A 25,297-nucleotide genomic window follows, 5' to 3' on the forward strand; every position below is an offset into this window, starting at 1 on the left:
AGCATGAAAAAAGCTTTTGTTTTAGTGGATTATCAAAATGATTTTATTGATGGAAGTTTAGGTTTTGATAAGGCTTTAAAAATCAAAGAAAATATTCTTAAAGCCTTAAATCAAATCGATTTTAATAACACGCATTTGCTTTTAACCTATGATACGCATGATGAGCATTATCTACAAAGTAAAGAAGGTTTAAATTTACCTGTAAAACATTGTATTAAAGAGAGTTTGGGTTGGCAAATGCCAAAGGAATTTGAACCTTTTTTACAAAAAGCTCATAAAATTTTTTATAAAAATACTTTTGGTAGCTTAGAACTAGCTAATTTCATACAAAAAAGCGATTATGAAGAACTTCATTTTGCAGGGCTTGTTTCTCATATTTGTGTGTTTTGTAATATCATTTTAGCTTTTGGTGCTAAGCCTAATGCAAAGATAATTTTACACCAAAATTTAAGTGCAAGTTTTGATGAAAATTTAGAAAAATCCGCTTTTGATATACTTAGAGCTTATGGTATTGAAATTGTTTAATGCAAGGCTTTATACTTCATACTCAAAAAGTTAAAGATGAGGATTTGATCGTTTATATTTTAAGTCCTAAAATGCTTATTAAGGTTTATCGTTTTTATGGACTTAGACATTCTAGTATTTTAAGCGGCTATAAAATCGACTTTGCTTTAGAAGAAAATCCTAGTTTTTTACCAAGACTTAAAGATGTATTGCATTTGGGATTTTTATGGATTATGCAAAGGGATAAAATGCTTATTTGGCAAGAATTTATCCGTCTTTTATATAGACACTTAAAAGATGTGGAAGAGCTTGATAGTTTTTATTTTAATTTACTTGATGAGTGTGTGAAAAGGTTTGAAAAACAAAATCCAAAGCGTGTTATTGTTGATGCTTATTTAAAAATTTTGGAATTTGAAGGAAGATTGCATAAAGATTTTTTTTGTTTTGCTTGTGATGAGAAAATCCAAAATTCCATTACACTGCTAAGGGCTTTTTTACCTTCACATTCTCAATGTGCTTTAGGATTTGAGTTTGAAGAAAAAAAAATAAAACAATTTTATAGCAGTAAAAATTGTGCGATTTTTGATGATGAAGAAATAGAAAATTTATATCATTTGATTAAGGAAGGTTTATGATATTAAGTGATGAAAAATGTGATTTTTTAGAATCTATAGCAAGTTTTTTAAGTCCTAAAGATGTGGAGCTTGTCTTTGTGGATAGTAAAGAAATGCAAGAAATTAACTTAGAGCAAAGAAAACAAGATAAAACCACTGATGTGCTTTCTTTTCCGCTTGAAAATATCGATGAGAGTTTGCCTTTGGGTTCTGTTGTGATCAATGTGGATTTGGCAAAAGAGAAGGCTAAAGAGTTAGGGCATAGCTATGAAGAAGAAATAAGCTTGCTTTTTATCCACGCTATGCTTCATTTGTTAGGTTTTGATCATGAAAATGATAATGGAGAAATGAGAGAAAAAGAGAAAGAACTTATAGAGCATTTTAATTTGCCTAAAAGTTTGATTATAAGGACTTTAAAAGATTAAGTAAGAATTTTTTCTTCGAGTGTTAGAAGGTTTTATATTATATATTTTAAATTATGAGTAGATATTTTAAGAAAAAATCATTTTTGCCGATTTATCTTAATAAATTTCATTTACAAGGAAGGCAAAAATGATTAATGGTATAAATTCTTATTCAAACTACAATTACACAAATACTTTTAGTAATACTACTTCAAATACAAAATCATCTAATGCCATAGCAAATAATAACCTTGTAAGTGATAAATCACAAGCGGTAGATAAAATTTTAGGCTATGGCGTAGATAAAGAGGGCTTTTTTACAAGTGATTTTAACGAAGCAGCAGGTTTGCCAAAAGATTATAAGATTTATGCTAAGGATATGCAAAGCTTTGTAGAATGGGAGACAGGAGATAGATATTTTTATGCAACTCACACTTCAATAGATATTGCAAAAACTATAGGAAATGCTTATAAAGTGCTTTCTCAAATTATGCCGACAACTTCAAATGCTAGTCTTTCTGAAGAAGAATTAACAAATATACCTTATGCTTTTGTTTTAGATAAAAATCTTAATGTTACTAAAACTTTCACAAAAGATGAGTATGAAAAAATAGATTTAACTCAAGATAGAATTAATTTAACTTTTAATACTTTTTCAAATACTGGTTTTAATAAAATCAGTATTGACAATATTTTTAGCCATAGCAATGGCGATGTAAGATTAAATAAAAATGCTTATATCAACAAAGATGGTAGTGTAGATAAAGGTGGAGTTTTAATGGCTCTTTTAAATTCTCAACTCTATGGAGCAACTTCATTACTTTTAGAAGGCGATACGAGATTATTTGGAAAAATTACAACCGATAAAAATATTAGCAATGATGAGCGTGAAGATTTTCAAAACTTTATGAATGCCAATAAAATACAAAGCGCTTTTTCATATTCAAGTAATCCTGATGAATGGAATCCTTTTGAAGAGCGACTATCAATGAAGCTTTTTATTGGAAGAAGCAATAACATAGGAAATGCTAAACTTTCAAGACTTGCAATGGATTTAGACAAAGAATATCAAGAAATGATCAACTCTAATATGAGTTTAGAAGAATTTAAAACTAAATATCTTGATTTTAAACAAAGGCACGATGAGTTTGTAAAATCACTAGAAGAAGCAGAAAAGGCAAAAGGTGTAGATTATAGTAATCCTTTAAAAAATACAAATAACAAAGAAACTTCAGAAGAAGGCAAAGAAAAGCCTTTTAAACCTATACAAGCAGAAAGTAAAAACAAAGAAACTTACAAAGATGATAATATAAGAAACCAACTTGTAAAAAAACTATTAGAAGGTAAATTTAGCACTAGTAAAGAATTAGAAATTCTTTTTGGTGTGAAATTTAGTGATGATGATGCAGGAGAATTTAATAAAATTCTTTCTTTAAATTCTGCACCAAAAAGTATAGATATTAAGGCTTAAGGTTTTTTAAATTATAAAAATCGATCAAGTTAAACTAAAAAATTCTTCTATTTTTTTTCGCATTTCTTCGACATTGTCGATACGATTAACGCTATCTCTAAAGGCTGAAGCGTCTTTATGCCCTTTAGAATACTCGTGTAAATGTTTGCGAAATATACTTACGCCTTGATCTTTGTAGTGTTTTATCATTTCATCAAAATGAGTGAGTATGATTTCTTTTTTGAGTTTTTCATCTACACTTTTACCGCTTTTGATTTCATAAAATATCCAAGGATTTCCTACGCTTGCACGCCCTATCATAAGTCCATCACATTTTGTGATTTTATAAACTTCTTTAGCATTTTGTGCGTTAATATCACCATTTGCAATCACAGGAATACTAACGCTTGCTTTAGCATTGGCAATGGATTCATAATCGGCTTTTCCGCTATAAAGCTGTTTTCTTGTGCGTCCGTGGATGCTTACAAAATCCACCCCCAAGCTTTCACAAATTTTAGCCATTTTTTCAGGATATTTTTCATTAAATCCTAGTCGAAATTTCACACTTGTAAGGCTTTTTTTATTGTTTTCTTTAATTACTCCTACAAGATTTTTAAAAAGCTCTAAATTTTCTAGCAAAGCACTACCAGCGCATTGTTTAACAACTTTATTTACAGGGCAACCGCAATTAAAATCAATCCCATCTACAAAATCCATTTCATTTAGCATTTGCACTGCTTTTTTTAGCACTTCTTTATCTCCACCTGCAATTTGGACTATATAAGGATTTTCTAATTCAGCTCTTTCTAGCATATGTAGAGTTTTAGAACTTTCATAAACTAAGGCATTAGAACTTATCATTTCGCTTATGGTGATATCAGCACCAAATTTTTTTACTACATTACGAAAAGGCAGATCTGAAAAACCTGCCATAGGAGCTAAAAATAAAGGTTTTTTGCTAAAATCTATCATTGTATGAGTTGGTTTAGATTGATTTTGATATTTTTTTCACGCAAGGCTAAAAAGGCCTTAAAATCATTAAATTTCTTATCATCATTGTGAATTTGCTCTCTTAACTCATCTAAAAGTCCAAATTCAGCTAAAAGATATAAATGTGCTCTTAAAGCTTCGCTTTTTTCATTTTTAATTTTGTTAAAAATTCCTAAAATAGCATCAGGATTTAAAAGTTTAGTACTTAGTTTTGCTGCGTTAAGATAGTCTTTTTCGCTTAGTATATTGTGTGAAAGTAAAACTTCGTATTCTGCTGCACTAAGTTCTAAATTTCCTTCTTTAAAACGCTTGATAAGTGTGAGAACTTCAGAAGGCTTTTTAGGGATTTTTACATTTTTAATTTGTTCATAACTAGCTTTTTCTATAAGAGTATTAAAAGCAATTTCTTCAAATTCATCTTTGATTTCATTAAGGTTTTTAAGTTTGCTATAGGCATAATTTGCATCGTTTTTGAGATGATTTTTTTCATTTTGCAAATATAAAACATTGTTATTTTCGAGTTTAAATTTACTAAGGTTAAAAAATTCGTTTTTATTTAAACCATCAATAAGATCTAAAATTTCATTGATTTTATTTGAGTGTGGAATTTTTTCATGTGTTTTTAGGGTTTTAAAAAGCTGTGCCACAGCTCTAAATTCTTTTGTTTGAAAAGTGGTTTTAAGATCTTTTTCAAGGAGTAAATCTTGAGTATAAGCTTCAAATTTAGCTGCATCTTTAAAAAAATGCTTAAATTTTAAATAACGCAAAAATCCATAAAATGCTATGTGCAAAACGGCTAAAATCATATAAACAAATAAAGGAATAACAAGCCATATCATAATAGGTAGCTCAAAGGTATAAGTGCTGATATTTAGAGTATAGCTTCCTAGTTCTAGATGCCAAGCAAAGGCAAAAATAAGTGCTATATAAATAAAACTTGCAAGTAAAAAGAGTTTAATTTTCATGTTTTTTTTCCTTGTTCTGCAATTTGACGGCAAGTGATACAATATCTTGCGTGAGGTTTGACTTTTAGTCTTTGAGAGTCGATTTCATCATCGCAAGATTCGCAAATTCCATAAGTGCCGTTTTTGATTTTATCTAAAGAATTTTCGATTTCTATAAGTTCTTCTTTGAGATTGGTGCTGATAGTAAAGTCAATTTGAGAGCCTGTTTCTATGATAGAAAAATCTACACTATCGCTTGGGACGCTATTGTGAAGAGCTTCGATTTCATTTGAATTGCTTTGCAAATTTTCTAAGATGGTTTTTTTTCTTTCTTCTAAAATATTTTTGAAATTTTGTATTTCATTTTTTTTCATTTTAAAACTTTCTATTTGTGATAAGGGTGATTGTTGTTGATGCAAAATGCACGATAAATTTGTTCTAAAAGTAAGGTTTTAACAAATTGATGTGCTAAAGTAAGTTTGCTTAATGATAGTCTAAAATCCAAACTTTGATTAAATTCTTCTCTTAAACCATAAGCACCACCTATAAAAAAACTTAATTCATTTTTATCTTGGATGAGTTTTGCAAATTCTATACTTGTAAGTTCTTTCCCTTTTTCATCAAGAGCGATACAATAGCCTTTTTTATAAGGCATAAAAGCTTCTTCATAGCTTTTTTTTGCTTCTATGGCATTTAAATTTTGAGCTAAGGCTATTTTTTTATTAAAAACATTTATTTCTTTTAAAGTGGCGTATTTAGAAATAAGTTTAGAGTATTTCTCACTCCAAGTTTTAAATTCATCACTTTTTTGAATACAAAAGATATTAACTTGCAAATTATTTTCCACTGAAAAATTTTAGCACATCGCTAAGATATTGTTTTTGTTCTCCTCTTTCAACTATGGCATCTATAAGTCCATGTTCTAACAAGAACTCTGCTTTTTGAAAGCCTTCAGGTAAATCTGCTCCTATAGTTTGTTTAATAACTCTTGCACCAGCAAAACCGACTAAAGCTTCAGGTTCAGCGATGATTAAATCTCCAAGCCAAGCAAAAGAAGCACTTACTCCGCCCATAGTAGGATCAGTCAAAATGCTAATATAAGGAAGTTTTTCTTTGCTAAGAAGTTTAAGTGCGGCGCTAGTTTTGCTCATTTGCATCAAAGAATAAGTACTTTCTTGCATTCTAGCTCCACCGCTTGCACTTACGATGACAAGAGGGGTTTTGCTTGTGATGGCTCTTTGTACAGCTCTAACGATTTTTTCTCCTTCAACAGAACCTAAAGATCCACCCATAAAAGAAAAATCAAATACAACAAGTTGGGTTTTTAAACCATTGATTTCACATTCTCCACTAATAACAGAACTTTTTCTACCTGTTTTACTTTCACCTTCGCTAAGGCGTTTTTTATAGGATTTGCTATCAACAAATTTTAAAGGATCTATAGCCTCTAAATTTGCATCATACTCAATAAAACTGCCTTCATCGCTTAAAAGTTTAATACGTTCATCAGCTGAAATTCTCATGTGATAATTACATTTAGGGCAAACATTAAAACAAGATTCTATTTCTTTATAATACATCAAAGCATGACAACTTTGGCATTTTATCCAGTGATTTGGAGCTTCTTTAACACTAGGTTGTTGTCTTCTTATTTTTGAAAAAATATCTGCAAAATTCATATATTCACCTAATTATTTTTTAAAAATTCTAAGATTATATCAAAAATTTTCTTGTCTTGGCTTAGGAGAAGGAAATTTTCATTTTTTTCTATATATAAATTTTGATGAATTGTTAAAGCAGCTACTGTATCAAAAATTCGTGTTTTTCCAAGAATTAATACAAAACTAAAATACGAAGCATAAGCGAGACTTAAGGCTGTTGCGCCCAAAGAGCGAAATTTTAATTGATTTTTTGTTAAAAAATCGAGAAGTTCTGGATAAAGTGAAATTTTTTCAACTATACCTATTTTAGAAAATAGATTAGGTGTTAAGGGTGAGTATTTTGGATCGGAAAGATTAGATTTAAAAGCTTGATTGTTATTAAAAGCAAAAATTTCTTGACTGACAAGATTGCAAACAAAAGCGCTTTTTGCCTGATCTTTTTCTATGAGAGCTATAGAAGTTCCATAAAATGGTATTTTAGAAACAAAATTTGAACTTCCATCCAAAGGATCAAGAATCATTTGTTTTGGGTTATCTTTCCCGATCAAGCCACTTTCTTCAGAAAAAATTTGCCCAAAACAACTAAGATATTTTATGAAAATTTGTTCACATTTTAAGTCAAGCTCATAGCCTTGATTTTCATCATAGCCTAATTTAGAGCAAAGTTTAAGATCATTTTGTGGGATATTGTTTAGATACTTGCGTATTTGCAAATTTGCATTCAAGCAAGCATCTAAAAATTCTTTCATTAAAAGCGTGTTCCAAGATTAAATTCAAAACTGTTAGTATCATCACCTTTTTTATCATTAAGAGGTTTGGCAAATACAAGTTGTAAAGGTCCAATTGGTGTAATCCATTCAATGCCTATACCTGTACTCATTCTTTTTATTTCATCTAAATTTTTGCGTCCTATCATACCATAATCAAAAAACACGCTACCACGAAGTTTAATTCTATCAATCAAAGGAAAACTAAGTTCTACGGAATTGGCAAAAGCTATGGTTCCTCCCACTTCATCTCCCCATTGGTTTTTAGGACTTACCGTTCTGCTTTCAAAACCGCGTATCGATCTAATACCACCTAAATAAATTCTTTGGTTAATTGGTAAATAACCTTCATTCCATACTTTATAAAAGCTTGCTTTGTAGCGATAAATAAGATCATATCCTATATAGTCTTGCAAACCTTGATAAAAGTTAAATTTAGAGCTTGATGAAATAAATTCTTGATCTCCGCCAAGTCCAGCGTATTCTAAACTAGTTGAAGCAATGATACCTGATCGTGGCAGATAATAATCATCTGTATTGTTAAAGGTGATTGCTGGAGTTATAGAGCTTTTAATACTTTTGCCAAGTTCATATCCTGTTCTTAAAAGAGTTGGACTTAAGTGATAAATATCGCTTTGTTCAAGATTATAAGTTAAGCTTACATTATAGTATCTTGCAAATTGGCGTCCAACTGTTATATCAAAGCCGTAATTTTTTTCTGAATAATTATCCCATTCATAGTCATTTGAATAAAGTGTTCCACCTAGGCTATATTGACTATCAAGAACGCGTGGATTTATGAGACTAATCCTTCCTGATAAGGTATCATCGCTTTTATCTACGCTTACAGAGCTTTTTATCCCTGAACCAAAAATATTTGTATCTGATAAAGAAGCATTAAGTAAAATACCATCGCTTGATCCATAGCCAATGCCTCCAGAAATAGCTCCTGTAGAAGCTTCTTTAACATCAACAATCAAATCAATATGTGTATCGTCAACTTTTTCTTCTTTGATATTCACATCGTCAAAATAAGAAGTTCTTTTTAAAGCATTTTTTGACTCGCTTAAGTCTGTTCTATTGTATAAATTACCTTCTGTTATATATAATTCTCGGCGTATGACGCGATCTACAGTGCGTGAATTTCCTGAAATAATAACATTTCTTATATAAACTTTATCGTGAGGGATTACTTTAAATACAACAGTAGCTTCTTGAGTTTGATCATTTTTTTGAATATCAGGATAGACTTCTACAAACGCATAACCTAAATCAGCACTTTGTGTTTCTATGGTTTTAACATCTTTTCTAATGTCTTCAATATTGATAGTTTTGCCAGCGCTTGATCTTAAATCTTTTACGGTTTGTGCATTTTGTTTATCATCAAATAAAGGATTTTCTATGTTTATACTTTTAATTTTATAAGGCTTTCCTTCTTTGATAAAATAAGTCAAATTTGCTTGATAAGTATCTGTGTAGGTTTTAAGATAAGGAGGAGATACTTGAACATCTAAATATCCTTTTTTCATGTACTCATCAGCAATTCTTGAACTATCATTGCTAAGCTCAAAAACTTTTAATTTTCCATCATTGCGTCCCCACATCCAACCCATAAATTCTTTTTCTTTATTGACAATTGAAGGTTCTATATCAGAATATGAAAATTTCTTGGCTCCACTTAAATGAACATTATCAATAATGATATTTTCACCACGATTTACTATAAATTCAAGCTCTAATCCATCGGTATTTTCTAAAGTCTTTTTTTTGTATTCTACAATAGTATCAAAATAACTTTTTGCTTCATAATAAGCTTTAATGCGTTCAATAGCTTCTTTTATACTTCCTTCATCAAGTAGCGTACCTCTTTTAATCCCTAAAATACTTTCAACTTGTTTTCTATCATTTGAAGCTATACCTGTTATACTAACCTTTGCTATAGTTGGTTTTTCAGTAACTATAATTTCCAAAATTCCATTGTTGTTTTCAACTGAAATATTTTCGAAATAATTTTGTTTATAAAGATTAAGAATAGCAGTGTTGATTTTTGCAGGATCTATTTCTTCTCCTATTTTAAGCCCTGTAATATTTATGGCACTTGTATTTGATAAGTGGTTTAATCCGATAAATTTAATATCCTTAATGGTTGCTGCATTGGCTATAGCAACTAAAGCACAAATACTAATAAGATGTTTTTTCATTGATTTTTTACCTAAAGCTTTATTAAAAGCTGTATAATAGCAAAAAAAATTTAACAAAAAAACTAAGGTAGAAAGTATGAAAATAGCAATTATAGGGCTTGGACTTATGGGTGGATCTTTAGGGCTTTGTTTGAAAGAAAATAAGCTTATTTCTTGTGTTTATGGTATGGATTTAAGTGAAGAAAATGAAAAAGATGCCCTGCGATTAGGTCTTATTCATGAGCTTATAGAATTTAAAGATTTAGCTTTATGTGATATGATTTTTGTCGCAACTCCTGTTAATGCTATTATAGAAATTTTGCAAAAGTTAGTTGATTTGCCTTCTAATGTAACAATTATAGAGCTTGGAAGTACAAAAAGAAAAATTATAGAAAGTTTGCCTAAGAATTTAATCAAACAAACTCTTTTTGCTCATCCTATGACAGGAACTGAAAATTCAGGTCCAAAAGCGGCTTTTAAAGAGCTTTATAAAGATGCAGTTTGTGTTCTTTGTGATAGTGAAATAGCTGATGACTTGCATCAAAAAAGAGCAGTAGAAATTTTTTCTCATTTAGGGATGAAAATTGTTTTTATGGATAGTAAAGCCCATGATCATCATGCTGCTATTATTTCTCATTTGCCTCATGTTATAAGTTTTTCTTTGGCAAATTTTGTAATGAAAGAAGAGGATAAAAGAAATATTGTTCATTTAGCTGGAGGATCTTTTAAAGGTATGAGCAGAATTGCCAAATCATCGCCACAAATGTGGGAAAGTATTTTTTTACAAAATAAAGATAACTTATTAAGTTCTATTGATTTTTTTCAACAAGAATTAGAGAGATGTAAACAAATGATACAATTAGACAAAAATGATGAATTAAGAGAATGGATGAAACAGGCTAATACTCTAAGAGAAATTTTATAAATTTGCTAGATATTTACTGAAAATATAATAGAATTTATACTAAAAACAACAAAAACATTGAAAATTTTTAAGGAAGGTTATGGCAAAAAGAAAAGGCAAAACTTATTTATCTGTTTTAATTTTAGTTTTAATAGCAATTTTGATTTTTTTTATTTCAAGATTAAGTATTTTTGAAAAAAATCCTCCTCAAATTTTAATGCCAGATGTTGTATATACTGATCTTAAAAAACCTATTTTAGTGCATGTTAAAGATGATGAAAGTTCTATCAAAAATGTACAAATTATATTGCATAAAGACGACAATACTAGTGCAATGGTTATAGCAGATGAAAAGATTTCTAATTTAAAAGATATTACCTTACAAGTTGCTTTGCCAAAATTTGGTTACAAAGAAAATGTAAAATCTTTTGTTTTGGAGGTGATAGCTAAAGATTCTAGTTTTTGGAATTTTTTTAGTGGCAATGAAGCAAGAAAACAAATTGCGGTATTAGTAGATAATACGGCTCCAAAAATCAATATCATAAGCAATTCTTACCAAATCGAGCAAGGCGGTGCTGGGGCAGTTGTTTTTAAGGCCGATGATGCTAATTTAGATAAGGTGTATATAGAAACAAATAAAGGTAAAATCTTTAAAGTTACACCTTATGTAAAAGAAGGGTATTATGCGGCTTTGATTGCTTGGGATGCAAGGGATGAGGAATTTCGCGCATTTGTTATCGCTACGGATAAAGCGGGAAATATTTCAAAAGAACGTATAAGGTATTATTTTGTTAATCGTAAATATCGTGTTTCAAATATCAATCTAACGGATAAATTTTTAGATGGAAAGATTGAGAATTTAGCCAATCAATACGCTCCAAAAGATAATAATCTCAATCGTTATGAAAAATTTAAGTTTGTCAATGAAACTTTAAGAAATAGTAATGAAGAACTTATCCATGAAATCACTTCAAAAGTACCTGAGGAAAAAATTGATAATTTTGATTTGAGTTTATTTTTACCTCTTAAAAATGGTATGAAAGTAGCGGATTTTGCTGATCATAGGTATTATTCTTATAATGGGCAATTTGTGAGTGATTCTTATCATATGGGGCTTGATCTAGCAAGCGTAGCACAAGCTCCTATCATAAGTAATAACGCAGGCAAGGTTGTTTTTGCTGCTGAAAATGGAATTTATGGTTTAAATTTAATTGTTTATCATGGTTTTGGAGTATATAGTCTTTATGGGCACTGTTCTTCTAAAAATGTTGATTTAGATGAAATGATTAATAAACAAAGCATTATAGGCAAAACAGGAACAAGTGGGTTAGCCTTAGGCGATCATTTGCATTTTGGAGTTTTGGTTCAAGGAGTTGAAACGCGTCCTGAACAATGGCAAGATAAAAAATGGATAGAAAATAATATTTACAATGTTTTAAATGATGGTAAAAAGATAATTTTAGGAAAAAATTAATGAAACAATTAACTTTAGCAAAAACTGTCAAAGGCGTAGGTATAGGACTTCATAAGGGCGAACCTATAGAAATTATTTTAGAGCCTTTAGAAGCAAATAGTGGTATAGTATTTTTTAGAAGTGATCTTAATGCAAGTTATAAGGCAAGTCCTGAAAATGTGATCAATACTCAAATGGCAACTGTTTTAGGAGATGATCGTGGATTTATTTCTACAATAGAGCATTTAATGAGTGCGATTAATGCTTATGGAATCGATAATGTACGCATAGTTTTAAATGCAAATGAAGCTCCTGTTATGGATGGATCAAGTATTAGTTTTTGTATGATGCTTGATGAAGCAGGGGCAAAAGAACTTGATGCGCCTAAAAAAATTATGGTAATTAAAAAGCCTATAGAAGTAAGAGATGGTAATAAATTTGTGCGTTTAACTCCTACTAAAGAACCCCGTATTAACTATACGATTAAATTTGACAATGCTGTTATAGGTGAACAAAGTTACAATTTTGAATTCAGCAAAAAAAATTATATAGAAAACATAGCAAGAGCTAGAACTTTTGGTTTTTTAAAAGATGTTCAAGCCCTTAGGAGTATGAATTTAGCACTAGGTGGAAGTTTAGAAAATACTATAGTGGTAGATGAAAATCGTATTTTAAATCCTGAGGGTTTGCGTTTCAAAGATGAGTTTGTAAGACATAAAATTTTAGATGCAATTGGAGATTTAACCTTACTTGGATATCGTGTTTTTGGAGATTATACTTCATATGCTGGGAGTCATCATTTAAATCATTTGCTCACTAAAGAAGTTTTAAAAGATAAAGATGCTTATGAAATTGTAAGCCTTGAAAAAACAACCCAAAAAGCTTATGAAAAGGTATTTGCATAAAAACCTCTCTTTTGCTTAATGCTTTATCTAAGCCTTTGATGATCGGAATTTATCAAGATGATAAACTTATAAAAACTTATAAAAGTGAAGAAAAAGCAAGCGAATTTTTACCAAAAATTTTAGATGAATTGCTTAAAGAATATGATTTTACAAGTTTAATCTATGCTAATGGTCCAGGTTCTTATATGGGGATTAAAATTTCTTATGTAAGTTTGAGTACTTTAAGTATAGTAAAAAATATTCCTTTATTTGCGGTGAGTGCTTTTGAATTAAATGGCTATAAACCCATAAGTGCAAATAAAAATTTTTGTTTTGTATATAAAGAAGGTGAAATTTGTTTAGAGCAAAATATCCCAGCAGAGTTTTTTTTACCAAAAAATTTACAAGAGCTTAAACTAAATAATGATAATCTTCCCTTTTATTTTTTAGATGCAATTTAGGATGAAATTTGAAAATTTTAGTTCCCGCTACGAGTGCGAATTTAGGGCCAGGTTTTGATTGTTTAGGACTTAGTTTAAAGCTTTTTAATGAAACTCAAATCCAAAAATCAGGTGTTTTTAGCATTAGTATTGGAGGTGAGGGCAGTGATAATATTTTTCTTAAAAAAAACAATATATTTGTAAATATTTTTTATGAAATTTATGAAAAACTAAGCGGAAAAAAAGATAATTTTCGTTTTATTTTTCAAAATAACATTCCTCTTTCAAGAGGGTTAGGAAGCTCTTCAGCTGTGATTGTTGGAGCTATTGCCAGTGCTTATTATATGAGTGGATTTAAGGTAGAAAAAGAACGTATTTTAGATGAAGCTTTAATTTACGAAAACCATCCAGATAATATCGCTCCAGCTACTCTTGGTGGTTTTGTGTGTTCTTTGGTTGAAAAAAATAAAGTTTATAGTATCAAAAAAGAGATTGATAAAGATTTAGCTGCTGTGGTTGTGATCCCAAATTTGGCAATGAGCACAGAACAATCACGCCAAGCTTTGGCCAAAAATTTAAGTTTTAATGATGCGGTTTTCAACCTTTCCCATGCTTCATTTTTAACCGCTTGTTTTTTGGAGAAAAAATATGAATTTTTAAAATTTGCAAGTCAAGATAAACTCCATGAAATCAATCGTATGAAAAACTTACCCGAGCTTTTTGAAGTGCAAAAATTTGCCTTAGAAAATAAAGCTTTAATGAGCACACTTTCAGGTTCGGGATCGAGCTTTTTTTCTTTAGCTTTTAAAGATGATGCTTTAGCTTTGGCAAAGAAAATGCAAACAAAATTTAAAGATTTTCGTGTGCAATATTTAGAATTTGATGATAATGGCTTTGAAATTTGCTAAAAAATATAAAAAAAAGATATAATTTTGAAAAAACATATACCAATTAGAATGTGCATAGTGTGTAAAAACCGCTTTGAGCAAAATATGTTATTTAGATTTAAAGTTGTTTTAGGAGATATTGTGCCTAAAGCAGAACATGGAAGAAGCGGATATTTATGTCAAAATTGTATTGAGAAAGAAGATAAAATCTTACAAAAAGCATTTTCTAAAATATGTAAAAATTTAAATACTAAAATTACTCAGCAAGGACTTAAGGAGATATTTTTAAATGGCAAAGATTAGAATTCATGAAATCGCAAAAGAATTAGGTTATGATAGTAAGGAAATTATTGAAAAGGCAAATGAATTAGGACTTGGAATTAAAACAGCATCAAATGCTGTAGAACCTGAGATCGCGGCAGCTATTTATGAGTATATACAAACAAGAGAAATTCCAGAAGCTTTTAAGAAAAATATCAAAACTCCTACGGCAAAAAAGCCTAAAAAAGAAAATATAAAAGAACAAGAAAAGCTAAATGAATCTGAAAAAAAAGAACCTAAAAAAGAAGAAAAGCTTAAACAAGAAGTTAAAAAAGAAGAATTAAAAGTTGAAAAAGAAAATGCAAAAGAACAAGAAAAACAAGAAATTATTGATGCTCATAAGCCACAAAGCCTTGCTAGTGCAACTTTAGCCAAAAGACGCGGACTTGTCATTGTTAAAAAGAAAAAAGACGAAGAAGAAATTCAAGTTAAAAAAGAAGAAGTAAAAAATTCAAATGATATATCTATCAATAACGAAGAGCGCTTAAGTTTAAAAACTATGTTTTCAAATGCTGATGAGAGTTTAAAGAAAAAGAAAAAAGAAAAAAAATCTTTTGTTGCGAGTAAAAAAGAAAGTACCGAAAAAATGAATTTTTTAGATGAACATGATTTTGGTGATATTTCTTTAGAAGATGAAGATGAGGTAGTGTTACCTGATTTTAGTGTAAAAGAACAAGAAAAACCACAAAATATTAATAAAAAACAACCTAATTTTATAAGACAAGCTGTTGGAAATTCTGCGGGTTTTGGGCTTGAAGGTGGAATTCAAAGAAGAAGTCGTAAAAAACCACCTAAAAAGATTGAAAAAAAGGAAGTAGAAGAAGTAAGTAGTGTTTCTATTTCTAAAGAAATTCGTGTGTATGAATTCGCTGATAAGATAGGAAAAAGCACTAGTGAAGTGATTTCAAAACTTTTCATGCTTGGAATGATGACAACAAAAAATGATTTCTTAGATGAAGATGCGATTGAAATTTTGGCTGCTGAATTTGGTATAGAGATCAATATCATTAACGAGGCTGATGAGTTTGATTATGTAAAAGACTATGAAGAAGAGACTGATGAAAAAGATTTAGTGACTAGAGCACCTGTGATTACCATCATGGGGCATGTTGATCATGGTAAAACTTCTTTGCTAGATTATATCAGAAAATCACGCGTTGCAAGTGGTGAAGCAGGGGGTATTACTCAGCACGTGGGTGCTTATATGGTAGAAAAAAATGGATGTAAAATTACTTTTATCGATACCCCAGGTCACGAAGCTTTTACTGCTATGCGTGCAAGGGGTGCAAGTATCACTGATATTGTAATCATTGTTGTGGCCGCAGATGATGGGGTAAAACCACAAACCAAAGAAGCGATAAATCATGCCAAGGCAGCAGGTGTGCCTATTATTATTGCTATTAACAAAATGGATAAAGAAGCAGCAAATCCTGATATGGTAAAAACTCAACTCGCAGAAATGGAAATCATGCCAGTAGAATGGGGCGGATCTTATGAATTTGTAGGGGTTTCGGCTAAAACAGGAATGGGGATTGAAGATTTGCTTGAGATCGTGCTTTTACAAGCTGATATTTTAGAACTTAAAGCCAATCCAAAAAGTTTTGCTAAAGCAAGTATTATAGAAAGTTCTGTGCAAAAAGGGCGTGGTGCGGTAGCTACTATCATCGTGCAAAATGGAACACTTACTGTAGGAAGTACTGTGGTTGCAGGTGAGGCTTATGGAAAAGTGCGTGCGATGAGTGATGATCAAGGTAAAGCTTTAAAAGAAATCAAACCAGGCGAATGTGGGGTTATCGTAGGGCTTAGCGAAGTAGCAGATGCAGGTGAAATTTTAATCGCAGTAAAAACCGATAAAGAAGCAAGAGAATACGCTAATAAACGCCACGAATACAATCGCCAAAAAGAACTTAGTAAATCTACTAAAGTTAGCATTGATGAGCTTGGAGCTAAGATCAAAGAAGGTAATCTAAAAGCCTTGCCTGTTATTTTAAAAGCTGATGTACAAGGATCTTTAGAAGCCTTAAAAGCAAGTTTAGAAAAACTTAGAAATGATGAGATTAAAGTGAATATCATTCATAGCGGGGTAGGAGGGATCACACAAAGTGATATAGAGCTTGCAAGTGCGAGTGAAAACTCTATAGTACTAGGTTTTAACATACGCCCAACAGGGGAAGTTAAAGAGCGTGCTAAGGATAAAGGCGTAGAAATTAAAACCTATAATGTGATTTATAATCTTTTAGACGATGTAAAAGCCTTGCTTGGTGGTATGATGAGTCCGATTATTTCTGAAGAGCAATTAGGACAAGCAGAGATTAGACAAGTGATCAATGTACCAAAAATCGGACAAATTGCAGGTTGTATGGTAACTGAAGGGGTGATTAACCGTGGAGCTAAAATTCGCCTTATCCGTGACGGAGTTGTGGTTTATGAAGGAAATGTAAGCTCGCTTAAACGCTTTAAAGATGATGCTAAAGAAGTGGCAAAAGGCTATGAGTGTGGCGTAGGTATAGAAGGGTGTGATGATATGAGAGTGGGTGATTATATAGAAAGCTATAAAGAAGTAGAGGAACAAGCAAGTCTATGAACCCAAGTGAGATTAAAAAACTACGCACTGAAAGTATCTTAAAAGAGCTGATCCCTGAAGCTTTAGCAAATTTAGATGATGAAAATTTGAAAAATTTGTGTGTAGTGGATGTAGAGTGTAAAAAAGGCAGATATGATGCTTTTGTGTATCTTGATAAGATGTTTTTTAATGTTCATGAGCAAGAAAAAATTTTATCTTCTTTAAAAAAGGCAAGTAGAGCTTTGCAAAATTACTGCATGAGTGAGCAGGGCTGGTATAGGTGTCCGAATTTTCACTTTAAATTTGATGATAGGCTCGAGTATCAAAACCATATGGATGCACTTTTTGAAAAAATAAAAAAGGATAAAAATGAATCTTGAAGCCCTTTGCAAAGAAGCAGGACTTAGTTTTTATGATGATGAGCTAGTAAGTGAAAATGGCAGAAAAATTTATAGAATTTATGTGCAAAAAGAAGGCGGGGTAAATCTTGATGATTGTGCAAGGCTTAGTGAAATTTTATCGCCTATTTTTGATGTAGAACCACCTGTAAATGGAGAGTATTTTTTAGAAGTATCTTCACCAGGACTTGAAAGAAAACTGAGTAAGATAGAACACTTTGCTAAAAGTATAGGTGAACTTGTGAAGATCACAACCAATGAAAAAGAAAAATTTCAAGGCACACTTTTAGAAGTCAAAAATGAACGCATTCTTATAGAAGACTCAGAAGAAAAAATCAGTATAGAAATTGCAGATATTAAAAAAGCTAGAACTTTTGTAGAGTGGTAGGAAATTTAAATATGATTTAAAATAGCATAATTTAAGGATTTGGTAATGTGGAATTTAGATGAAAAAAAATTACAAGAAATGCTTGATGGCTTTTTAAATTTTCAAGAAGTATGGACTTTAGAAAAAGTTAAAAATATGACTCTTGAAGAATATACTAACATTAAAAAAGATAATCCAAATAGAGATGATTTTACTTTTTGGATAGAAAGCAAATTGGATAATCTAGGAAGTATTTGGGGTGGCTCAGCTTTTAAATTTGGTATATATAGAAGAAATGATGAAAGTCAGAAAGAATCTTCTAGTGGTAGATTATATAGTCAAAATTATGCTTGGATTGCTAAATATGGCAATAATGAAAATGAAGCATTTAATAATATCAAAGAAAAAATCATACAAATAATACAAGCAAGTCAAGATAATAATTTAAAAACTATAGAAAAAATAGATTTTGGGGATGCAATTAAATGGAAAATAGCTTTTCATTATCAAGATGTAAAGAATATAAAAATAGTTAATATTTTTTCTAAAAATGTTTTAGATTTAATATCTTTAAATGAATTTAAAGAAAAATTAAAAATATATCAAATACATAAAAAATTATTAGAGAATAAAAATTTATCATTAGTTAAAATGATAGAAAATATAGCTATTCCTTTATGGAATAAATATGGCATGAATAGTCAAAATTATATAGATAAAATGAAAAATTTATTTAGTGAATATTTAAATAAAAAGAAATTAGATAAAAATACTATAAATAAATATATTCAAGTTATAGAAAATATATCAAAAGAATTTTTAAAAGAAAATCTATATAGTTGTGATTTATTTAGTTTTGATCAAAATATAAATAAATTAAATAAAAATGAAGAATTTAAGTTAAAAAACAGCAATTCTAGTGCATTGAATTATTATAGAGCTTTTTTGATTGATTATTATGAACAAGATATTTTTATAACTGAAAGAGTGCAATCTGAGGAATCAAATATGAAAATTACACCCTTAAATCAAATTTTTTATGGGTCTCCAGGGACAGGAAAAACTTATCATACTATAGATAAAGCTTTGGAAATTTTGGGCAAAAATTTAGAAAGTAGAGATGACAAAAAAGCAAAATTTGATGAGTATGTCAAAAAGGGACAAATAGTATTTACTACTTTTCATCAAAGCTATGGATATGAAGAATTTGTAGAAGGTATAAAGCCTCGCATAGATAGTGAAGAAAATTCTAAAGAAATAGAATATGAAATAAAAGATGGAATTTTTAAAGAACTTTGCGAAAAAGCTTTGGATAATTATGAGAATAGTATCTTAAATGCAGATGAGTTGAATAAAAAAATAGAATTAAAAGAAAAGGTTGAAAATTTTTTAAATTGGCTTTTGGAAACAAATGAGCCTATTGGTAAAACAAAGGGTGGAAATTTCTTTGTTATTGAAATTGATAATAAAACAATTGTGATTTATAGTGAAGGCATAGAGAGATTCGATGGAATTTTTAATTTAAATTTATCTATATTTATGGAGTTATTAAAATGCAAAGATGAATTTAACAATGCTACTGAAATGTTTAAAAAGGTATTTAATAGAGATTATGCTGATAGAACTCATACTTATTACTTTAATTTAGTGAAAAAATTTAAAGCATATGAAAAACAATTAACTGCAAAGATTGAAAATAATAAAAACAATGATAATTCTTTAAAACCTTATATAATCATCATAGATGAGATTAATCGTGGTAATGTAAGTAAGATTTTTGGTGAGCTTATAACCTTGATAGAGCCTAGTAAAAGGATAGGTGAAAAAGAAGAGTTAAAAGTGACTTTGCCTTATAGCGGTGAAAAATTTGGAGTGCCTAAAAATGTTTATATCATAGGCACTATGAATACAGCCGATAGAAGCATAACTTCTCTTGATACAGCTTTGCGAAGACGCTTTGAATTTATTGAGATGATGCCTGATGTGAGCAAATTATCTATGGATTGCGAAGGTATTAATTTACAAGAATTATTAAAAGCTATAAACACTCGTATAGAATATTTACTAGATAGAGAAAAAACCATAGGACACGCATTTTTTATAGGTGTTGAAAATTTAAATGATTTAAAAAGTATTTTTCAAAACAAAATCATCCCGCTTTTGCAAGAGTATTTTTATAACGATTATGCTTTGATTAATGCGGTTTTAAATGATAATGGTATGATTTTTGAAGATAAAAAAGATGATAAATATCTTCAAAAAATAAAAAATCTAGATAGTGTTAATAGCGAGAGAAGTATTTATAATATTGCTTCATTTGATGATAAAATTTGGGATAAAATAGAAATATATCAAGCAATTTATAATGATGAAATAGTAAATAAATTAAAAAACGAAAATGAATAGAACTTTTTCCATCATCGAATACCAAGCTTTTTCTAAAGAAGATTTAAAAGAAATTTTCAAAGAAAAGGCCGAAGGGTTTTATAAAGAGCTAGAAGATTTTGCAAAAAATAATGAAAATCTTCTAGGCTTTAAAAATAAAAATACCTTAAAAGCTAAAAATTATGTCGGCATTATACAGACTAAAAGTGGGGTTTTGGAGATCTTGCCAAAATGCACGAATTTAGATAGCTATAAAAAAGAAGATAGCTCTTCAAATCACGATAAAGAAAAACTAAAAAGATACTATGAATTAGACAATATTTCTAAAAATAATGATTTTTATGAAAAAGATTTTAAATTTAATCCCAAAAATCTTTTGATAAATATGCTAAAAACCTTAAAAAACTCCCCCTTTAAAAAATCGCAAATTTCATCTTTGCAAAGTTCTAAAATTCCTTTATTTGAAGTGTTTATCACTATGTTTTTAGATGAATTTGATAGCGTGTATAAAAAAGGCTTGATGAGATCTTATCTAAGTTGCGAAGAAAATAGGGCTTTTTTAAAGGGAAAATTACTATTTAACAAGCATATCAAGCAAAATTTGATACACAAAGAAAGATTTTTTACAAGCAATGATGAGTTTGTTTTAGATATAGCACCCAATCGTTTGATAAAATCAACGCTAAATTTTTTAAAATCCAAAACAAGTTTGAATAAATTTAGACTTATAAAATCTATGCAAATGCTCGATGAGGTAGAATTTTCTAAAAATTATGAAAAAGATTTTAGTTATAAAATTTCAAGACATTTTGATTATTATGAAAACTTGCTTTTGTGGTGTAAAATTTTCTTAAAAAATGAAAGTTTTATGCCTTATCATGGTAAAAATGAAGCTTTTGCTTTGCTTTTTCCTATGGAGAAAATTTTTGAAGATTATGTAGCTTATATGCTAAAAAAAGCAAATCCAACTCAAGATATTAAAGTTCAAAACAATGGAAAGTATTTAATCTCAAAAAATGATGAAAATTGTTTCATGTTAAAGCCTGATTTATATATAGAAAATAAAATGATTTTAGATACCAAGTGGAAAATTCCAGATAGTGATGAAGATAAAAAGCAGGGCATAGAACAAAGCGATTTATATCAAATGTTTGCTTATGCTTGCAAATTTAAAATTTATGATATTAAACTTGTGTATCCTTTATGTGAAAAAACTCAAGATTTACAAAGAAAAATCGCAGAAAAATTTTTTGTTTTTAAAGCAAGCGAACATTTGTATTTTAAAGAACAAGGGCAAAAAGATATAAAAGTGCAAGTGTGTTTTGCACCTTTACCTTTTTAAAAATTTGCCTATCAAATGCACTAAAAAACTAAAACAAGCTACAGCTATGATGCAAGCACCGCTTGAGAGATTAAGATAATAGCTAAGTATAAGTCCTAAAACACAAAAAATCATACTTAAAAAACTTGCCAAAATCATGATAAAGCCAAGTCTTTTAGTGAAATTTTCAGCAATAAAGCTTGGGATACTAAGCAAAGCCATAACCAAAATAAGCCCTACAAGGCGTATAGAAATAACTATACAAAAAGCCATAAGGGCGATTAAAAGATAATGAAAAAAACTTGTATTGATACCACGAACTTTTGCAAATTCCGCATCAAAGCTTAATGCTTCAAATTGTCTATAAAATAAAAAGATCAAAAGAACCACCACGCTATCAACCAAAGCCATAAGCCATAAATCTTGTGTTCCTACAGCTAAAATACTTCCAAAAAGATAAGCCATTAAATCTGTGTTATAACTAGGGCTTAAATCGATTAAAATAATCCCAACAGCCATTCCAAAAGCCCAGATTACAGCGATAATACTATCACTTCTGTGTTCATAGTGTTTAGCTAAAAAAGCTACTAAAAAAGCCAAAAATAAAGTAAATATTCCCGTGCTTAATAAAATAGGTAAAGAGAAATAAAAAGCTATACCTATACCACCAAAAGCTCCATGTGTTATACCTCCAGCCATAGAAAAAAGGCGATTTATCATCACCAAAGTACCTATGATCCCACAAGCTATACTAACTAAAATCGCTCCTAGTAAAGCGTTTTGAAAAAAGGTGAAATTTAAAATTTCAAGCATTATTTTCCTTTGAAAATTTTAAACAAAAATTTTCTTTTTTAAATTCTGTTTTTTTCAAATTTCTTCTTGTAAATTCTTGTTCGCATAGTTTTTTACTATCGCAATTTTCTTCATCACAAAAACAAGTATTTAAACTCATTTCTACATCACAAAAATGAGAGTGGTTTTCGTATAAATGTTTTAAAAATGAACTTTTTTCTTTTTCTTTAGTGTTGGTATGCAAGAAAAGTTCTTTGTTTAAATGTGCAATTTTATCGCTATAAACTAATACAAGGTTGATATCGTGACAAATGAGTAAAATTCCCATGCCTTTTTGGTGTAAAGAGCTTAGAAGTTCAAAAATTTGTATAGCAGACTTGTTATCAACGCTTGCGGTAGGTTCATCTAAAATAAGCATCTTACATTCACTAGCTAAGGCTCTTGCGATAAAAACACGTTGTCTTTGTCCTCCGCTTAGAGAATCAATTGTTTTGTTCCAAAATTTTTCCATTCCTACGCTTCTTAAAGCTTGCATAGCTTTTTCTTTATCTTTTTTCCCATAAAAACCAAAAATTTTTTTACTTAAAAGTCCCATAAGAACGATTTCAAGCACTCTTGGACAAAAATTAGGATTGGCTAGAGTGTGTTGAGGAACATAGCCTATTTCTTTTCTTTGAAGAGCTTTGAAATGGATTTTATTTTTGGATTTTAAAAGTCCTAAGATAAGTTTTACGAGTGTTGATTTTCCTGCGCCATTTGGACCTATGATAGAGAGAAAGTCTTTATTGTCATAGCTAAGATTGATATTTTTTAAGATGATTTCATTGTCATAAGCGTAGTTTAGATTAGAAATTTCAAAAAAAAGCATCAAAAAGCCTGATTATAAATTATGAGAAAAGGCATCAGCAGTTTTTAAAAGCTCATTTTCCCAATCATAAGATAAATGATCTATTTTGTAAATTTTTACATTACATTCTTTAGCAAGTGTTTTTGCTGCATTTTCAGGGAATCCATTTTGAACAAAAATGACTTTTAAATTTTTATCTTTTATTAGAGTAATAAGGTTTTGCAAATCTTTGCTTTTTGGTTCTTTGCCTAAAATTTCTACAGGAATTTGCGTAAGATTATAGCGTTTTGCAAAATATGTCCAAGAAGGATGATAAACTACAAATTCTCTATTTTTTAATTTTTCTAATTTTGAGGCAATTTGTAAATTTAAACTATCTAATTCTGCTAAAAATTTATCTAAATTTTGTTTATATAAATTTTTATTTTGTGGATATTTTTGAATTAAGGTGTCATAAATATTTAAAGCCATAGTTTGGACTAAAATAGGATCTAACCAAGTATGAGGATCAAAATGCTCATGTTCATGAGAGTGTTCGTGAGTGTCATGAGTTTGAATTAAAGCTATGTTTTTTTGCATATTTACAACTTGAAGTTTTGGAAAATTTTGTTTAAATTTATCCGTAAAAACTTTCTCAAATTCTAAGCCCATGGTGAAATAAATATCACTTTTTTCAAGTTTTTTCATAGTGCTTGGTTTAAATTCAAAATTATGCTCATTGCTATTTGGAGGTAAGATAACATTGACATCTAGAGTATTTGCAGCTATTTTTTTAACAAAAAATGCTTGAGGTGCTATACTGACACTAACTAAATTGCTGTTATTATTTTGATCTTGTTCGAAGTTTTTAGCTTGTGTGAAAGTATAAAATATCCCTAAAGATAAGATAAATAATATAATTTTTTTCAAAATATTTCCTTCGATATAAATTTTTCTAAATTATAACGATATTAAGCTTAATACATAGAATTTTCGAAGCGATATTACTTTAAATAAAAATAATAAATATAAATTAATTTAATATTTATTAAATTAATTTTTTATAACTTTTAAATTTAAGTAAAAATTTAAATTTTTTAATTTATAATTATAAAACTTTATGTAAATATCCCTATAAAATAATATTAGAAAGGAGCGCTTAAATTATGAAAAGCGTAAAATTGAAGGTTTCACTGATTGCAAATTTAATCGCAGTAGTGTGTTTGATAATTTTAGGTGTTGTAACATTTATATTTGTAAAGCAAGCAATTTTTCATGAAGTTGTGAATGCTGAAATAAATTATGTTAAAACGGCTAAAAATTCTATGGAGTCTTTTAAGGCAAGAAATTCTTTAGCTCTTGAAAGTTTGGCTAAAAGTATTTTAAAGCATCCTGTAGAACAGTTAGATAGTCAAGATGCTTTAATGCATTATGTTGGAAAAGATTTAAAGAATTTTAGAGATGCTGGAAGATTCTTAGCAGTTTATATTGCTCAACCAAGTGGTGAACTTGTTGTAACCGATCCAGACTCTGATGCTAAAAATTTAGATTTTGGAACTTATGGAAAAGCTGATAATTATGATGCTAGAACAAGAGAGTATTATATAGAAGCAGTTAAAACAAATAAACTTTATATTACCCCATCTTATATTGATGTAACTACAAATTTACCTTGCTTTACATATTCTATTCCGCTTTATAAAGATGGTAAATTTATAGGAGTTTTGGCCGTAGATGTTCTTGCAGCAGATTTGCAAGCTGAATTTGAAAATTTACCAGGTAGAACTTTTGTATTTGATGAAGAAAATAAAGTATTTGTTTCTACAGACAAAGCTCTTTTACAACAAGGTTATGATATTAGTGCAATTGCAAATCTTGCAAAAACCAAGAAAGATTTTGAACCTTTTGAGTATACTAGACCAAAAGATAATAGTGAAAGATTTGCTGTGTGTGCAAAAGTTTCTGGAATTTATACTGCTTGCGTTGGAGAACCAGTAGAACAAATAGAAGCTCCAGTTTATAAAATTGCATTTATACAAACTGCGATTGTTATTTTTACAAGTATTATTAGCGTCATCCTCCTTTATTTCATCGTATCAAAATATCTCTCTCCACTTACAGCTATCCAAACAGGTTTAACTTCATTCTTTGACTTCATCAACCATAAAACAAAAAATGTTTCTACTATAGAAGTAAAAAGCAATGATGAATTTGGACAAATCTCAAGTGCTATCAACGAAAA

General features: G+C 29.5%; 25 protein-coding genes and 1 pseudogene. 16 read left to right on the forward strand and 10 right to left on the reverse strand.

All coding sequences use genetic code 11. The annotated features are described in order from the left end of the window. The first annotated feature begins 3 nt into the window (after positions 1-3). The 4 genes from AJ939_RS09145 (at position 4) to AJ939_RS09160 (ending at position 2,993) form a co-directional block, all read left to right on the forward strand. Complete coding sequence (locus tag AJ939_RS09145; protein ID WP_070276137.1) at positions 4-525, forward strand: isochorismatase family cysteine hydrolase; 522 nt, start codon at positions 4-6, stop codon at positions 523-525. Beyond that, the gene (recO, locus tag AJ939_RS09150; RefSeq protein ID WP_070276138.1) at positions 525-1,139 is read left to right on the forward strand and encodes a recombination protein RecO; all 615 of its coding nucleotides are present in this window, start codon (positions 525-527) and stop codon (positions 1,137-1,139) included. The genes AJ939_RS09145 and recO overlap by 1 nt, the downstream gene beginning before the upstream one ends. Then, positions 1,136-1,543: an rRNA maturation RNase YbeY gene (gene ybeY / locus AJ939_RS09155; RefSeq protein WP_002871111.1), complete on the forward strand. Its 408-nt coding sequence runs from the start codon at positions 1,136-1,138 to the stop codon at positions 1,541-1,543. Before recO ends, ybeY begins: the two co-directional genes overlap by 4 nt. A gap of 127 nt (positions 1,544-1,670) precedes the next feature. Next, positions 1,671-2,993 carry a Cj0814 family flagellar-dependent secreted protein gene (locus tag AJ939_RS09160; RefSeq protein WP_070276139.1) on the forward strand — a complete coding sequence of 441 codons (1,323 nt, stop codon included), beginning with the start codon at positions 1,671-1,673 and terminating at the stop codon, positions 2,991-2,993. A gap of 24 nt (positions 2,994-3,017) precedes the next feature. Here the strand turns inward: AJ939_RS09160 and AJ939_RS09165 are convergent, their stop codons facing one another. From AJ939_RS09165 to bamA, 7 genes and pseudogenes are all read right to left on the reverse strand, one after another. After that, entirely contained in the window at positions 3,018-3,944 is a 927-nt protein-coding gene (locus tag AJ939_RS09165) for a tRNA dihydrouridine synthase (RefSeq protein WP_070276140.1), read from the reverse strand. Then, positions 3,941-4,927, reverse strand: a complete 987-nt coding sequence (locus AJ939_RS09170; RefSeq protein WP_002877207.1) for a hypothetical protein — start codon at positions 4,925-4,927, stop codon at positions 3,941-3,943. Before AJ939_RS09170 ends, AJ939_RS09165 begins: the two co-directional genes overlap by 4 nt. Further along, positions 4,917-5,280: pseudogene (gene dksA / locus AJ939_RS09175) on the reverse strand (molecular chaperone DnaK suppressor DksA). The gene AJ939_RS09170 and the pseudogene dksA overlap by 11 nt, the downstream one beginning before the upstream one ends. An 11-nt stretch (positions 5,281-5,291) precedes the next feature. After that, on the reverse strand, positions 5,292-5,741 hold the full coding sequence (locus AJ939_RS09180) for a 23S rRNA (pseudouridine(1915)-N(3))-methyltransferase RlmH (protein ID WP_002870404.1): 450 nt from the start codon (positions 5,739-5,741) through the stop codon (positions 5,292-5,294). 1 nt (position 5,742) lies between these two features. After that, positions 5,743-6,585, reverse strand: coding sequence for an acetyl-CoA carboxylase, carboxyltransferase subunit beta (accD, locus tag AJ939_RS09185; protein ID WP_070276142.1), 843 nt, complete (start codon positions 6,583-6,585; stop codon positions 5,743-5,745). 8 nt (positions 6,586-6,593) lie between these two features. Next, positions 6,594-7,316 (reverse strand): inositol monophosphatase family protein, encoded by a 723-nt coding sequence (locus AJ939_RS09190; protein ID WP_002860954.1) that lies wholly within the window; start codon positions 7,314-7,316, stop codon positions 6,594-6,596. Next, positions 7,316-9,535, reverse strand: coding sequence for an outer membrane protein assembly factor BamA (gene bamA, locus AJ939_RS09195; RefSeq protein WP_032603272.1), 2,220 nt, complete (start codon positions 9,533-9,535; stop codon positions 7,316-7,318). The genes AJ939_RS09190 and bamA overlap by 1 nt, the downstream gene beginning before the upstream one ends. 76 nt (positions 9,536-9,611) lie before the next feature. Between bamA and AJ939_RS09200 the strand changes: the two genes are divergently transcribed. From AJ939_RS09200 to AJ939_RS09250, 11 genes are all read left to right on the forward strand, one after another. After that, positions 9,612-10,439: a prephenate dehydrogenase gene (locus AJ939_RS09200; RefSeq protein ID WP_070276143.1), complete on the forward strand. Its 828-nt coding sequence runs from the start codon at positions 9,612-9,614 to the stop codon at positions 10,437-10,439. A 79-nt stretch (positions 10,440-10,518) separates the two neighbouring features. After that, on the forward strand, positions 10,519-11,892 hold the full coding sequence (locus tag AJ939_RS09205) for a M23 family metallopeptidase (protein ID WP_044794428.1): 1,374 nt from the start codon (positions 10,519-10,521) through the stop codon (positions 11,890-11,892). Continuing rightward, positions 11,892-12,776 carry a UDP-3-O-acyl-N-acetylglucosamine deacetylase gene (lpxC, locus tag AJ939_RS09210; protein ID WP_044779391.1) on the forward strand — a complete coding sequence of 295 codons (885 nt, stop codon included), beginning with the start codon at positions 11,892-11,894 and terminating at the stop codon, positions 12,774-12,776. Before AJ939_RS09205 ends, lpxC begins: the two co-directional genes overlap by 1 nt. Before the next feature lie 38 nt (positions 12,777-12,814). After that, on the forward strand, positions 12,815-13,216 hold the full coding sequence (locus tag AJ939_RS09215) for a tRNA threonylcarbamoyladenosine biosynthesis protein TsaB (RefSeq protein WP_002851789.1): 402 nt from the start codon (positions 12,815-12,817) through the stop codon (positions 13,214-13,216). 8 nt (positions 13,217-13,224) lie between these two features. Beyond that, positions 13,225-14,103, forward strand: coding sequence for a homoserine kinase (thrB, locus tag AJ939_RS09220; RefSeq protein ID WP_002857455.1), 879 nt, complete (start codon positions 13,225-13,227; stop codon positions 14,101-14,103). Between the two features lie 24 nt (positions 14,104-14,127). Continuing rightward, positions 14,128-14,385, forward strand: a complete 258-nt coding sequence (locus AJ939_RS09225; RefSeq protein WP_002870410.1) for a DUF448 domain-containing protein — start codon at positions 14,128-14,130, stop codon at positions 14,383-14,385. Further along, the gene (gene infB / locus AJ939_RS09230; RefSeq protein WP_070276144.1) at positions 14,372-16,987 is read left to right on the forward strand and encodes a translation initiation factor IF-2; all 2,616 of its coding nucleotides are present in this window, start codon (positions 14,372-14,374) and stop codon (positions 16,985-16,987) included. Before AJ939_RS09225 ends, infB begins: the two co-directional genes overlap by 14 nt. Further along, on the forward strand, positions 16,984-17,346 hold the full coding sequence (gene rbfA / locus AJ939_RS09235) for a 30S ribosome-binding factor RbfA (protein WP_002778650.1): 363 nt from the start codon (positions 16,984-16,986) through the stop codon (positions 17,344-17,346). The genes infB and rbfA overlap by 4 nt, the downstream gene beginning before the upstream one ends. Then, complete coding sequence (gene rimP, locus AJ939_RS09240; RefSeq protein ID WP_070233940.1) at positions 17,336-17,752, forward strand: ribosome maturation factor RimP; 417 nt, start codon at positions 17,336-17,338, stop codon at positions 17,750-17,752. Before rbfA ends, rimP begins: the two co-directional genes overlap by 11 nt. 45 nt (positions 17,753-17,797) lie before the next feature. Further along, entirely contained in the window at positions 17,798-20,137 is a 2,340-nt protein-coding gene (locus AJ939_RS09245; RefSeq protein ID WP_070276145.1) for an McrB family protein, read from the forward strand. Beyond that, positions 20,130-21,458 (forward strand): McrC family protein, encoded by a 1,329-nt coding sequence (locus tag AJ939_RS09250; RefSeq protein WP_070276146.1) that lies wholly within the window; start codon positions 20,130-20,132, stop codon positions 21,456-21,458. The genes AJ939_RS09245 and AJ939_RS09250 overlap by 8 nt, the downstream gene beginning before the upstream one ends. On the opposite strand, the gene AJ939_RS09255 is transcribed toward AJ939_RS09250, so the two are convergent. The 3 genes from AJ939_RS09255 to AJ939_RS09265 are packed head-to-tail and all read right to left on the reverse strand — an operon-like array spanning position 21,447 to position 23,985. Beyond that, on the reverse strand, positions 21,447-22,250 hold the full coding sequence (locus AJ939_RS09255) for a metal ABC transporter permease (protein ID WP_002870414.1): 804 nt from the start codon (positions 22,248-22,250) through the stop codon (positions 21,447-21,449). The genes AJ939_RS09250 and AJ939_RS09255 overlap by 12 nt on opposite strands. After that, positions 22,243-23,097, reverse strand: coding sequence for an ABC transporter ATP-binding protein (locus tag AJ939_RS09260; RefSeq protein ID WP_070276147.1), 855 nt, complete (start codon positions 23,095-23,097; stop codon positions 22,243-22,245). The genes AJ939_RS09255 and AJ939_RS09260 overlap by 8 nt, the downstream gene beginning before the upstream one ends. A 12-nt stretch (positions 23,098-23,109) precedes the next feature. Continuing rightward, complete coding sequence (locus AJ939_RS09265) at positions 23,110-23,985, reverse strand: metal ABC transporter solute-binding protein, Zn/Mn family (RefSeq protein ID WP_070276148.1); 876 nt, start codon at positions 23,983-23,985, stop codon at positions 23,110-23,112. Positions 23,986-24,221: 236 nt separating this feature from the next. Here AJ939_RS09265 and AJ939_RS09270 point away from each other — a divergent pair. Then, positions 24,222-25,297: cache domain-containing protein (locus AJ939_RS09270; protein WP_214283783.1), on the forward strand; the 1,076-nt coding region annotated here is incomplete at its 3' end.

This window comes from Campylobacter sp. BCW_6889, from assembly GCF_001762535.1.
Taxonomy (GTDB): Bacteria; Campylobacterota; Campylobacteria; order Campylobacterales; family Campylobacteraceae; genus Campylobacter_D; species Campylobacter_D jejuni.